Annotated in this window: 10 protein-coding genes and 2 pseudogenes; 9 read left to right on the top strand and 3 right to left on the bottom strand. The window is 72.9% G+C overall.

The window, feature by feature from the left end:
* From SSOG_RS15720 to nudC, 3 genes are all read left to right on the top strand, one after another.
* Window positions 1–2,044 (top strand): PD-(D/E)XK nuclease family protein (locus SSOG_RS15720; protein ID WP_078510324.1); only part of this gene is annotated, 2,044 nt, incomplete at its 5' end.
* Window positions 2,045–2,118: 74 nt separating this feature from the next.
* Window positions 2,119–3,522 (top strand): dipeptidase, encoded by a 1,404-nt coding sequence (locus SSOG_RS15715; RefSeq protein WP_009715214.1) that lies wholly within the window; start codon window positions 2,119–2,121, stop codon window positions 3,520–3,522.
* A 51-nt stretch (window positions 3,523–3,573) separates the two neighbouring features.
* The gene (gene nudC, locus SSOG_RS15710; RefSeq protein WP_039937688.1) at window positions 3,574–4,509 is read left to right on the top strand and encodes an NAD(+) diphosphatase; all 936 of its coding nucleotides are present in this window, start codon (window positions 3,574–3,576) and stop codon (window positions 4,507–4,509) included.
* A 14-nt stretch (window positions 4,510–4,523) separates the two neighbouring features.
* Here the strand turns inward: nudC and SSOG_RS15705 are convergent, their stop codons facing one another.
* On the bottom strand, window positions 4,524–4,766 hold the full coding sequence (locus tag SSOG_RS15705) for a mycoredoxin (protein ID WP_009715212.1): 243 nt from the start codon (window positions 4,764–4,766) through the stop codon (window positions 4,524–4,526).
* Window positions 4,767–4,937: 171 nt separating this feature from the next.
* On the opposite strand from SSOG_RS15705, the gene SSOG_RS15700 reads away from it, so the two are divergent.
* The 4 genes from SSOG_RS15700 (at window position 4,938) to SSOG_RS48460 (ending at window position 8,369) form a co-directional block, all read left to right on the top strand.
* Window positions 4,938–7,223: an ATP-dependent DNA helicase UvrD2 gene (locus tag SSOG_RS15700; RefSeq protein ID WP_078510323.1), complete on the top strand. Its 2,286-nt coding sequence runs from the start codon at window positions 4,938–4,940 to the stop codon at window positions 7,221–7,223.
* A gap of 143 nt (window positions 7,224–7,366) precedes the next feature.
* Window positions 7,367–7,642, top strand: coding sequence for a hypothetical protein (locus tag SSOG_RS48465; protein ID WP_009715210.1), 276 nt, complete (start codon window positions 7,367–7,369; stop codon window positions 7,640–7,642).
* A gap of 116 nt (window positions 7,643–7,758) precedes the next feature.
* Window positions 7,759–8,121, top strand: a complete 363-nt coding sequence (locus tag SSOG_RS15695; protein WP_009715209.1) for a WhiB family transcriptional regulator — start codon at window positions 7,759–7,761, stop codon at window positions 8,119–8,121.
* Window positions 8,118–8,369, top strand: coding sequence for a hypothetical protein (locus tag SSOG_RS48460; RefSeq protein WP_009715208.1), 252 nt, complete (start codon window positions 8,118–8,120; stop codon window positions 8,367–8,369). The genes SSOG_RS15695 and SSOG_RS48460 overlap by 4 nt, the downstream gene beginning before the upstream one ends.
* 67 nt (window positions 8,370–8,436) lie before the next feature.
* On the opposite strand, the pseudogene SSOG_RS15690 reads toward SSOG_RS48460, so the two are convergent.
* Window positions 8,437–9,902 (bottom strand): annotated as a pseudogene (locus SSOG_RS15690) (ABC1 kinase family protein).
* A gap of 74 nt (window positions 9,903–9,976) precedes the next feature.
* Window positions 9,977–11,120, bottom strand: a pseudogene (locus SSOG_RS15685) (ThiF family adenylyltransferase).
* 211 nt (window positions 11,121–11,331) lie between these two features.
* Here SSOG_RS15685 and SSOG_RS15680 point away from each other — a divergent pair.
* Both SSOG_RS15680 and SSOG_RS15675 read left to right on the top strand, forming a co-directional pair.
* Complete coding sequence (locus SSOG_RS15680; RefSeq protein WP_009715205.1) at window positions 11,332–11,949, top strand: M48 metallopeptidase family protein; 618 nt, start codon at window positions 11,332–11,334, stop codon at window positions 11,947–11,949.
* 100 nt (window positions 11,950–12,049) lie between these two features.
* Window positions 12,050–12,722: TerD family protein (locus SSOG_RS15675; RefSeq protein WP_167542492.1), on the top strand; the 673-nt coding region annotated here is incomplete at its 3' end.

Raw genomic sequence — 12,722 nt, 5'->3', positions numbered from 1 at the left:
CCGCGCGCTCGTCTCTCACGGCGGCCACGGCGGCGCGGAGGACGACCCGGACCGGCGGCTCGCCGAGGCCGTCGAGGGCGTCGACCCGTCGGAGATCATCTCGCTCGCCGACGCCCTCGACACCTTCCTCGACTCCGGCGGCGGCCCGGACGACGGGCTGCCGTTCTCGGCGGAGGCCCGGGTGCGCTTCGCCCGGCTCGCCGCCGAACTGCGCGAGCTGCGGCGCTCGCTGGCCGATCCGCTGATGGACGTCCTCCACCGGGTGCTCGCCACCACCGGCCTGGAGGTCGAGCTGTCCGCCTCGCCCCACGCCCTGGCCGCCCGCCGCCGCGAGACGCTGGGCAACTTCCTGGACGTCGCCGCGTCCTTCGCCGCGCAGGCAGGGGGGCCCGTGGACGGCGAGGCCACCCTCCAGTCGTTCCTGGGCTTCCTGCGGACCGCCGCACAGTACGAGAAGGGGCTCGACAACGCGCTCCCCGGCGGCGAGAACACGGTCAAGGTGCTCACCGCGCACAAGTCCAAGGGGCTGGAGTGGGACGTGGTGGCGGTGCCCGGACTGGTCGCCAAGCAGTTCCCGAGCGAGCAGAGCCGCGAGTCCTGGACGGCGAACGCCAAGGTCCTGCCGCACGCCCTGCGCGGCGACGCCGCCACCCTCCCGGAGGTCACGGCCTGGGACGCCAAGGGGCTGAACGCCTTCAAGGACGCCATGAAGGAACACCAGCGGACGGAGGAACTCCGCCTGGGCTACGTCACCTTCACCCGGCCGCGCTCGCTGCTGCTGGGCTCCGGGCACTGGTGGGGCCCGTCCCAGAAGCGCCACCGCGGCCCGTCCTCCTTCCTGGAGGCGCTGCGCACGCACTGTGAGGCCGGTTACGGCGAGGTCGAGGCGTGGGCGGACGAGCCGGAGGAGGGCGCGGAGAACCCGGCCCTGCGCGAGACGGCCGCCGACCGCGCCTGGCCGCTCCCGCTCGACCCGGAAGCCCTGGCCCGCCGCCGCCGGGCCGCGGACGCGGTCCTGGCCCATCTGACCCGCCTGGAGGCGGCGGACGGCCCGCCGGCCGCTGACCCGCACGGGCCGGTTGCGGAGGACGACCCGGCCTGGCCGGAGTTCACGGACGAGCCGTATCCGTACGAGGACGAGGAGGCGTACCCGTACGACGCGCCGCCCGACGCCCCGGACCCGTACGACGAGGCGTACGACGGCCCGTACGGCGACGAGCACACGTACCCCCATAACCCGCCCCCCGCGCCGGATGGCGGCCCCGCGCCGGATGGCGACCTGGCCCCCGAGGAGGCGCGGCTGGCCGACTCCTGGGACCGCGATCTCGACGCGCTCGCCGGGGAGCTGCGGCGCGCCCGCGCCACCGTGCACGAGGTGCCCGTACCGCACACCCTGACCGCCTCCCAGCTGATGCGGCTCGCCGCGGATCCGGACGGCTTCGCGCGGGAGCTGGCCCGCCCCATGCCGCGTCCGCCGCAGCCCGCAGCGCGCCGCGGCACCCGCTTCCACGCCTGGGTCGAGTCGCGCTTCGAGGCGCTGCCGCTGCCGTTCCTCGGCCCGGACGAGCTGCCGGGCGGCGAGGACGACGAGCCGGAGATCGCGGACGAGCGGGAGCTGACGGCGCTCAAGGAGGCGTTCGCGCGCACGCCGTACGCCCGGCGCACCCCGTACCGCGTCGAGGTGCCGTTCCAGCTGACCCTGGCGGGGCGGACGGTGCGCGGCCGGATCGACGCGGTGTACCGGGAGCCCGCGGCGGGCGCCGGGGACGGTCAGGGCTACGAGATCATCGACTGGAAGACCGGCCGCTCCCAGGACGCCGACCCGCTCCAGCTGGCCATCTACCGTCTGGCCTGGGCCGAGCAGCACGGTCTGCCGCTGTCGGCGGTCTCGGCGGCGTTCCTCTATGTACGCAGCGGGGAGGTCGTGCGCCCCGCGGAGCTGCCCGGCCGCGCGGAGCTGGAACGCATCCTGACCGGCGAGGCGGACGAGACAGAGCGCGACGCCGAGGGTGTCCGTAACGCTTTCATCGACGTCGAACCGTGACCGAGCGCGACCGCGGATGAGCGGCCCGGAGACCCAGGCTCTGGCGCTCCCGCGCGCCGGATAGGCTCACATCCATGAGCACCACCCCGGACACGGACAACGCCGTCCGCGCCTTCGTCGACGACCACTACGCGGCCTTCCTCGACGACCTCGGCGCGTGGCTGCGCATACCCTCCGTATCCGCCGACCCCGCGCGCGCCGGTGACGTCCGACGCAGCGCCGAGTGGCTCGCGTCGCACCTCACCGCGACCGGCTTCCCGGAGGTCGAGATCTGGGAGACGCCCGGCGCCCCGGCGGTGTTCGCGGCCTGGCCGTCCGGCGGCCCGGACGCCCCCACCGTGCTCGTCTACGGGCACCACGACGTCCAGCCCGCCGCCCGCGAGGACGGCTGGCACACCGACCCGTTCGACCCTGTCTCCAAGGACGGCAGGCTGTACGCGCGCGGCGCCGCCGACGACAAGGGGCAGGTGCTCTTCCACACCCTGGGGGTGCGCGCCCATCTGGCCGCGACCGGCCGCACCGCGCCCGCCGTCAACCTCAAGCTGCTGATCGAGGGCGAGGAGGAGTCGGGCTCCCCGCACTTCCCCGAGCTGATCACGGCGCACGCCGACCGGCTCGCCTGCGACACCGTGATCGTCTCCGACACCGGCATGTGGTCCGAGGACACCCCGACCGTCTGCACCGGGATGCGGGGCCTCACCGACTGCCAGATCGACCTGTACGGGCCGGACCAGGACATCCACTCCGGCTCCTTCGGCGGCGCGGTGCCCAACCCCGCCACCGAGGCCGCCCGGCTGGCCGCGGCGCTGCACCGCGACGACCGCACGGTGGCCGTCCCGGGCTTCTACGACGGCATCGTGGAGCTGACCGACCGCGAGCGCGAACTCTTCGCCGAGCTGCCCTTCGACGAGGCGGGCTGGCTGCGCACCGCGCATTCGCACGGCCTGCTCGGCGAGGCCGGGTACACCACCCTGGAGCGGATCTGGGCCCGCCCCACCGCGGAGGTCAACGGCATCGCCGGGGGCTACCAGGGACCGGGCGGGAAGACGATCGTGCCGTCCACCGCCCAGCTGAAGCTGTCCTTCCGGCTGGTGGCCGGTCAGGACACGGAGCAGATCCAGCGGTCCGTGCGGGAGTGGGTCGCGGCGTCCCTCCCGGCCGGGATCCGGCACGAGATCACCTTCTGGGGCGCGACCCGCCCCTGTCTGACCCCCTTGGACCACCCCGCCCTTCAGTCCCTGGTACGGGCCATGGGGCGGGCGTTCGACCAGAAGATCCGCTTCACCCGCGAGGGCGGATCGGGACCGGCGGCCGACCTGCGGGACGTCCTGGGCGCTCCGGTGCTCTTCCTGGGCATCTCGGTGCCGTCCGACGGCTGGCACGCACCCGACGAGAAGGTCGAGCTGGACCTCCTCGCGAAGGGCGCCGAGACGGCCGCCCACCTCTGGGCCGACCTCGCGGAGAATGGACCCGTATAGCTCGCGTATGTACGTAAACCACCCGTTTCGCATGGGGAGTTGGAAGCAGCCGTGACCACCTGGACCGAGCAGGCCGCCACCCGGCCGATCACGCTCAGCGCCCCGAGCGGCATCGACCGCGCGGCGCACCACCGACTGGACGAGGCATGGCTGGCCGCGGCGTGGAGCCACCCGACGACGCGGGTCTTCGTGGTCTCCGGAGGCCAGGCCCTGGTCGACGACACCCCTGACGGCCGTACCGAGCTGGTCATGACCCCGGCCTTCGAGGCCCCGCCCACCGAGACCCACCGCTACTTCCTGGGCACGGACGAGGACGGGGTGCGCTACTTCGCGCTCCAGAAGGACACCCTGCCGGGCCGCATGGACCAGTCGGCCCGCCCCGCGGGGCTGCGCGAGGCGGGCTCGCTGCTGTCCGAGCGTGACGCGGGGCTGCTGGTGCACGCGGTCGCGCTGGAGAACTGGCAGCGGCTGCACCGCTTCTGCTCCCGCTGCGGCGAGCGCACGGTGATCGCGGCGGCGGGCCACATCCGCCGCTGCCCGGCCTGCGGCGCCGAGCACTACCCGCGCACCGACCCCGCCGTGATCATGCTGGTGACGGACGACCTGGACCGGGCGCTGCTGGGGCGCCAGGTGCACTGGCCGGAGGGGCGCTTCTCGACGCTCGCGGGCTTCGTGGAGCCGGGGGAGTCGATCGAGCAGGCGGTGATCCGCGAGGTGGCCGAGGAGGCGGGCGTCCCGGTCGGCGAGGTCGAGTACGTCGCCAGCCAGCCGTGGCCGTTCCCGTCCAGCCTGATGCTGGGCTTCATGGCCCGGGCCACGTCCTCACGGATCCAGGTGGACGGTGAGGAGATCCACGAGGCGCGCTGGTTCTCCCGGGACGAGCTGCGCACCGCGATCGAGTCCGGCGAGGTGCTGCCCCCGTCCGGGATCTCGATCGCGGCGCGGCTGATCGAGCTGTGGTACGGCGAGCCGCTGCCCCGCGGCTGACCGGAACCGCTGATTCAGACCCCGACCTTGGCCTTCACCTGGGCGAGGGAGGGGTTGGTCAGCGTAGATCCATCGGAGAAGAGGACGGTGGGCACCGTCTGGTTGCCGCCGTTCGCCTTCTCGACGAAGGCCGCGGACTCCGGGTCGTGCTCGATGTTGATCTCGGTGTACGTGATCCCCTCGCGGTCCATCTGGCCCTTGAGCCGGCGGCAGTAGCCGCACCAGGTGGTGCTGTACATCGTCACAGTGCCGGACATCGGTGTTCGCTCTCCTCGGGGTCGTGGCGTATGGGCAAAGGGTGAACGTTCATCTTCCATCGCTCATTCCCAGCGGCGCCGTGACCGCGGCGCCCGGCGTTCATATGACCGCATGGTCACGGCTGTGGACAACCGGCGCGCTGGTCCCGGGGTACCTGGCAGCATGGCGGGGTGACACCAGCAACGCACTCCACTCTCTTCCCGCAGGTCTCCACGCCGGGCGCCTACGCGGCCACGCCGCGTGACGCCGACGCGGTGCTGGAGGGGCTCGACCCCGAGCAGCGCGAGGTGGCGACGGCCCTGCACGGGGCGGTGTGCGTGCTGGCCGGGGCGGGCACCGGCAAGACCCGGGCGATCACCCACCGGATCGCCTATGGGGTGCGGGCGGGCATCCTCCAGCCCGCCAGCGTGCTGGCCGTCACCTTCACCAACCGCGCGGCGGGCGAGATGCGCGGCCGGCTGCGGCAGCTCGGCGCGGGCGGGGTGCAGGCGCGCACCTTCCACTCGGCCGCCCTGCGCCAGCTCCAGTATTTCTGGCCCAAGGCCGTCGGCGGGGACGTGCCGCGGCTGGCCGAGCGCAAGGTGCAGCTCGTCGCCGAGGCCGCCGCGCGCTGCCGCGTCCGGCTGGACCGCAATGAGCTGCGGGACGTGACCGGCGAGATCGAATGGTCGAAGGTCACCCAGACCGTGCCCGAGGACTATCCGGCGGCGGCCGCCAAGCACGGCCGCGAAGCCCCTCGCGACCCGGCCGAGATCGGCCGGATCTACGCCGGGTACGAGCAGTTGAAGCGTGACCGCGGCGTGATCGACTTCGAGGATGTGCTGCTGCTCACGGTCGGTGTGCTGGAGGAGCGGCCGGACATCGCGGATCAGGTGCGCCGCCAGTACCAGCACTTCGTGGTCGACGAATACCAGGACGTGAGCCCGCTCCAGCAGCGGCTGCTGGAGCTGTGGCTCGGCGACCGGCAGAGCCTGTGCGTGGTCGGCGACGCCAGCCAGACCATCTACTCCTTCACCGGCGCCACCCCCGACCATCTGCTGGACTTCCGCACCCGCCACCCCGGCGCCACGGTGGTCAAGCTCATCCGTGACTACCGCTCCACCCCCCAGGTCGTGCACCTGGCCAACGGGCTGCTGTCCCAGGCCCGCGGCCGGGCCGCGGAGCACCGTCTCGAGCTGGTCTCCCAGCGCGACGCGGGCCCCGAGCCGGTCTACACCGCCTACGCGGACGAGCCCGCCGAGGCCGAGGCCACCGCCCGCCGGATCCGCGAGCTGATCACCCCGGTCGCGCAGGGCGGCGCCGGTGTCCCGCCCAGCCAGGTCGCGGTCCTCTACCGGGTCAACGCCCAGTCCGAGCTGTACGAGCAGGCGCTGGCCGACGCCGAGGTGCCGTATCAGCTGCGCGGCGCCGAGCGGTTCTTCGAGCGGCCCGAGGTCCGCGAGGCGGGGATGCTGCTGCGGGGCGCGGCCCGTGCCGGAAGCGCCGACCCTGTGCTGTCCGATGACGACATCCCGTCCCAGGTGCGGGCCGTGCTCGGCACCCGTGGCTGGACGCCCGAGCCCCCCGCGGGCTCCGGAGCGGTCCGCGACCGCTGGGAGTCGCTGGCCGCCCTGGTGCGGCTCGCCGAGGACTTCGCCCGGGGCAGGCCCGGGGCCACCCTCTCCGATCTGGTGGCGGAGCTGGACGAGCGGGCGGCCGCCCAGCACGCCCCGACCGTGGAGGGTGTGACACTCGCCTCACTTCACGCCGCCAAGGGCCTGGAGTGGGACGCGGTCTTCCTGGTGGGGCTGACCGAGGGCATGATGCCGATCACCTACGCCAAGACCGATCAGCAGATCGAGGAGGAGCGGCGGCTTCTCTATGTGGGGGTCACCCGGGCACGCCGCCATCTGAGCCTGTCGTGGGCGCTCTCGCGGGCGCCCGGCGGCCGCGCCTCTCGCAGGCCCACCCGCTTTCTGAACGGGCTGCGGCCCGGCTCCGCGGCGCCCGCCGCCCGGATGCCCGGCGGTGGGGGCGGAATCGAGCGCGGCACCGGCCCGAGTGCCCCGGTGCGCAAGCGGCGCACCCCGGTGCACTGCCGGGTCTGCGGCAGGACGCTGACCGACGCGGGCGAGATGAAGCTGATGCGCTGCGAGGACTGCCCCTCGGAGCTGGACGAGGCGCTGTACGAGCGGTTGCACGACTGGCGGGCCGAGCAGGCCGGGCTGCTGGGCCAGCCGGCCTTTTGTGTCTTCACCGACAAGACGCTGCTCGCGATTGCCGAGGCCGTGCCGGGAACCGAATCGGAGCTGTCCGGCATCTCTGGTGTAGGACGACGGAAACTCGGCAGGTTCGGCGCCGATGTTCTCGCGCTCTGCGCGGGCCGGGAACTGCCCGGGGCGCACGAGGGTGACGGGGACGTCGGGGGCGAGGGAAGCCAACCGGGTGACCCCGCGGAAAACTCGACGGAAAAATAGTTTGCGCGCGCGGACGGCATACCCATAGCCTTCCGAGCACGGAGACAACGGCCCTTCCGGGAACCGAGGAATCCGTGTTGTACTACGTAAGTCCGGACCGGTTCGCACTGGTCCCCTGAGACGCCGAGAGGAGGCGGAGACCAATGATCAGCTTCATCGAGACCATCAAAATGACCGATCGCTCGGTCCTCGCCACCTGCCCGCTCGGCTCCCCGCTTCCCGGCACCGGTATGCCCGGCGCCAATGAAGCGCGTCTCAGCGAGCGCAGCGAGCGACCGACGCAGGCACCTGCGGTAGCGGCAGCGGCACGGGCATTTGCCTATGCCCTGGCGGCCAATGGTGCCGGATCCCGGACGACGCAGCAGCACCACGAGAAGTGGGCCTTCCGCAGGCTCGAACCCTGGAGTTATCCAGCCTGATTCAGGATCAGGTCGGCACCTTCCAGGGCCGCGGAACCCACACCGGGATCCGCGGTCCTTTTGATTTGCCCGCGCCCGGCCACGAGCCGGACCGAACAGACGAGGAACACGCCACCGTGCAACTCAACGCACACGCCCCGTCCGCAGAGACCGACCTGAACCGCCCGCCTGACTCCTCGGAGGACTCCTTGACCCCCCTCACCGCCCTCACCGAGCTCGATGACGCCATCGAGAACCTGGGCGTAGCCGTCCCGTGCCGCTCCTACGACCCGGAAGTCTTCTTCGCCGAGTCCCCGGCCGACGTCGAGTACGCCAAGTCGCTGTGTCAGACCTGTCCGCTGCGCGAGGCCTGCCTCGCCGGGGCCAAAGACCGTCGCGAGCCCTGGGGCGTCTGGGGCGGCGAGCTGTTCGTCCAGGGGGTCGTCGTGGCCCGCAAGCGGCCGCGTGGTCGCCCGCGCAAGAACCCGGTCGCGGCATGAGCACCCCCGGCACCATCGATCGCCCAGCGACGCACGAGCCCATGAAGCAGGTCCCGACGATGACCCATCCGGTCTCCGACACACCCACACGCCATCACTCCGGCGCGCCCGAGTCGCGCCAGAACAGGACCCGAGAAATGCAACTCATCCCAGAAGCCCTGGCGCGTGCGCATATGCGCCTGCACCGCAGCGCGGGGCGTGCCTCGCTGCGTGCCCGGCGGGCTCTGGCCACGGCGGTCATGTCCTGACGCGGCTGCCGCGTCTACCCGGAGGGCCGGTCCCATGCGGACCGGCCCTCCGGCCGTTCCCGGAAGCTCAGGCCGAGGTCTCCGCGTCCTCGGCCGCCCGCTCCGCCGGGACCTCGGCGTCGTCCGAGCCCTCGGCGCCCTCGGCTTTCCCGTCGGTCTCATCGGCCTCGGCGGTCTCGTCGGCCTCCTCCGCCTCGGCGGCGAAGCCGGTGACCCAGGCTTCGAGTTCATCCCGCAGCCGCACCGTGGCGCCCAGCTGGCACAGCACCCCGATCGTGCTCAGGGTCACCCGGTGGATCAGCAGATAGGCGGGCGGCAGATTGAGCTGGTTGCCCAGCTCGTAGACGGGTGAACCGCGGTCGGCCATCCGCGCCGCCTGGCCGCGTATCCACTGCCGCTCGAAGTGGAACGCCTCGACCTGGGCCGGTTCGAGCATCGGCAGCAGGAACTCCAGCAGCGCCTCGGGATCCAGCTCGATCGTCGGCTTGACGAACCCCTCACCCCGCATCAGGTCGTAGACCCCCGCGGCGTCGCCCTCCAGTGCCATCCGCAGCGCGATGCCGATGGGTTCGGGCAGCCCCCCGGGGAGCCGGTCCACCGAGCCGAAGTCCAGGACACCCAGCTTCCACTGCTCCGGCGGCCCGTCCGGGGCGTCCCCGGTGAGCAGCCGGAAGTTACCCGGGGTGCGGATCGGCGTGCAGCATGCCGGTGCGGGGACGCCCTCGAGAACAGAAAGCGGGCCAGCAGTTGACCGGCCCGGTCACGCTCCTCGGGCCTGCCCTCGGCGATCACCTCGGAGAGCGGTATGCCCTCCAGCCACTCGGTGATCAGCACCTGATCGCTCCGGTGCACCACCTCAGGCACCACGATCTCCGTGTCCTCGGCGTACTCCGTGACATGGGCGCGCTGGGACTCGGCCTCCAGCTCGTAGTCCAGCTCCTCGGCCACCCGGTCGCGCAACTCCGCGATCAGCGGCTTGATGTCCATGCCCGGCACCAGCGGCCCCAGCACCCGGGCGAACCGGCTCAGTTGGCTGAGGTCGGACAGCAGTGCCTGACCCGCGCCCGGGTACTGCACCTTGACCGCGACCTGACGCCCGTCATGCCAGACCGCCCGGTGCACCTGCCCGATCGAGGCGGCCGCCGCCGGCTTGTCCTCGAACTCCAGGAACAGCTCCTGCCACTCCGGGCCGAGCCGCTCCTCCAGCGCCGCGTGGACCGTGCCGGTGGGCATGGGCGGCGCCGCCTCCTGAAGCTTGGTGAGCGCCGCCCGGTAGGGCTTGGCGATCTCCTCGGGCAGCGCCGATTCGAAGACCGACATCGCCTGCCCGAGCTTCATCGCCCCGCCCTTGAGCTCGCCGAGGACCTTGAACATCTGCTCGGCGGTGCGCTGCTGCATCTCGCGCGCGACGATCTCCGCCGGTCGCCCTCCTATCCGCTTCCCCAGCCCCCAGGTGGCGCGCCCCGCGAATCCCAGGGGCAGCGCCGCCAGTTTGGCGGTGCGGGTGATCGCCTTGCGCGGCAGATCGGACATGCGCCCTCCAACTACAGCTGAGCCATCCCGGGAGCAGCCTCCCGGACCCCCGTCGCCCACTCCGCGGACGTCGGTCACCCGCACATTGTGGCGTGCGGTCTCTCCGCGGCCGAGGCGTATACCGCATCATCCCGCCCGGCCGCTCCGCACTCGCATCCGGGATGCGCCTCGACGCGCTCGGCCTGCCAGGAGAGGGCGGGCAGCGTCAGCTCCCAGCGGGCCGCCGCGCCCCCGGGCAGTCCGCCGTCGAGGAAGGCCAGCGCCCGGGAGGCGGTGAGCCCGGCCACCACCGTGGCCAGCGCCGTGTCACAGGCGGGCGCGGCACCGCGGCGGCCGGACCGCCACTGGGCCAGCATCCGCGGCCACGCCGGCTCCCGCTCGGCACGGGCCGCCGCGGCGCAGCCCGCGCAGGGGGTGACGCCCGGGAGGACCAGGGGCCCCACCACCCCGGTGCCCTCGATCACGCCCGCGTACAGATGGGGTGTGCCGGAGGCGAGCAGCGGCTCGGCCGCCGCCGGATCCGGTGCGTACGCCGCGAGACCGTCGCGCGGGGCGATCACCACCAGGGCCAGCCCGGGCTCCCCGCCGGGCGGCGGCTCCCCGGTCCGCGGGCGTGGCCGCGGGCCCGGTGCGGTCCGGCGCACCAGCCGACGCGCGGCCGCATCCCGCCGCTCTCCGATCTGCTCGGGCCACCAGCCCGCCGGGCGCCACGTCCCAGGGCTCGACACAGCCCCCGTCCACCACATCGATCTGCCCGACCCCCGCGGAGGACAGCACCGCGGCGACTGTCTCCCCGACCCGGCCCGCACCGCGCACCTGCACCCGCGTCGCCCGCCGCGCGGCGAGCAGCCGCGCCGCCGCTCCCGGCTCCGGATGCTGCACCGACAGGCCCGCCGCGTCCGGCCGCAGCCGGTCGAGGGCCGCGGCGGAGCCGCTCACCAGGGCCGCGGGCGGGTCGCCGGGTCTCGTATCGTCCAGCAGCCCGGCGGCCGTGAGTCTGTCCAGCAGCTCATCGGCCCGCTCCTCCGGCAGCCCGAGGGCCTGGGCCTCCTGCCGCAGCAGGGGCAGCCCGCGGGTGCCGTCGAGCAGCTCCAGAAAGCTGCCCGTCGCCGTGTCCAGCGGGCCCACCACCACCGCATGCGCCCGGGCCACCCCGAACTGCACCGTGTCCCGGCTCCGCCAGGCGCGCCGCAGCGCGGGCTTGAGCATGGGATGCATCGCCGTCCCCCTTCGTCGATGTGCCGCCGTCGATGTGCCGCATCGCCTCGTCGAACGGTTCTCAGCATGCGCCCGGCCGCCCACCCGCCGCCGAAAGTTATCCACAGGCTGTGTTGATAGTCGTACAAGCGGTGCACGCCGAGGAGTGGTTCGCCCCGCAACCGCGGGCGAGGGCAGGACTTCCCCGGCTGCCAGCGGGTAACGTCGGGGCGTGCCCGCCGATCCTTCCCCGCGCACCGCCCCGAGCCCGCCGAGCCCATCGAGTCCGCCGAGTCCGCAGAACCGGGGCTCGGGCACGAGCGCGGTCGAGGTCCGCCGGAGTTCGCGTCGGCGCAGGACCGTCTCCGCGTACCGCGAGGGCGACCGCACCATCGTCCTCATCCCCGCCCGCATGTCCGAAGCGGAGGAACAGCGCTGGGTCGGCGTGATGCTGGACAAGCTCGCGGCGCAGGAGAGCAAGCGCATGCTGGGCGACACGGAGCTGGTGGCGCGCGCGGAGTGGCTGTCCGAGCAGTATCTGGGCGGCCGGGCGCGGCCCGCCTCGGTCCGCTGGGTCACCAACCAGAACACCCGCTGGGGGTCGTGCACCCCGGCCGAGGGCAGCATCCGGCTCTCCCACCGGCTCAAGGGCATGCCGGAGTACGTCGTGGACTACGTCCTCGTCCACGAGCTGGCCCATCTGCTGGTGCCCGGTCACGGCCGCCGCTTCTGGGAGCTGCTGGAGGCGTATCCGCGCACCGAGCGGGCCCGGGGTTATCTGGAGGGCGTGGTGGCCGCCGGGCGGCTGCCGCATCTGCCGGGCGCCGGAACCGGAACGGAACCGGACTGAGGAACCACACGACGCTCCCCGGCGTCGTTTTTTGTCGGCGGCAGCGGCTAGCCTGGCGCAAAAGCATTCACCGGTTCGGGATGGGGGACGGTCGTTACGTATGGCCAGGGAATTCCAGCGCGGCCACAAGGCCAAGATCAGCGACCTGACGGCCGGGAGGGATCTGTACGTCGGTGTGCAGATCGCCGGGCCCGGGCTGAGCTTCGACATCAGCTGCTTCGGCCTCGACGCGGACGAACGGCTCTCGGACGACCGCTACTTCATCTTCTTCAATCAGCCCAAATCGCCTGAAGAAGCGATACAGCAGCTGGGTGCGCAGGCCGGTGACACCGAGTCGTTCCGGGTCACGCTCGACAGCATTCCGTCGACCATCCAGAAGCTCTCCTTCACCGCGACCATCGACGGCGCCGGCCAGATGTCGCAGGTCGGCCCCGGCTACCTCCGGATCGTCGCGGGCGGCGAGGAAGTGGCCCGGTACGCCTTCGACGGTACGGAGTTCAGTACCGAGCGCGCGGTGATGCTGGGCGACTTCTACCTCAAGGACGTCTGGCGCTTCGCCGCCGTCGGACAGGGCTTCGACGGCGGACTCGAGGCGCTGCTCAGGAACTTCGGCGGCGAGGTCGCCGAGGAGGAGCCCGCGCCCGCACCGGCGCCCGCGCAGGGCGGTGCGCCCGGTTTCGCGCCGCCCGGCCAGGCGGCCCCCGCCCCGGGCTTCGCGGCTCCGGGGGCGCCCGCCCCCGCGGCCCCGCCCGCACCACAGCAACCGCAGCAGC

Origin of the sequence: Streptomyces himastatinicus ATCC 53653, from assembly GCF_000158915.1 — a bacterium.
Taxonomy (GTDB): Bacteria; Actinomycetota; Actinomycetes; order Streptomycetales; family Streptomycetaceae; genus Streptomyces; species Streptomyces himastatinicus.
The sequence above is the reverse complement of the archived record's forward strand: the minus strand, read 5'-3'. Positions and strand labels throughout refer to the sequence as shown.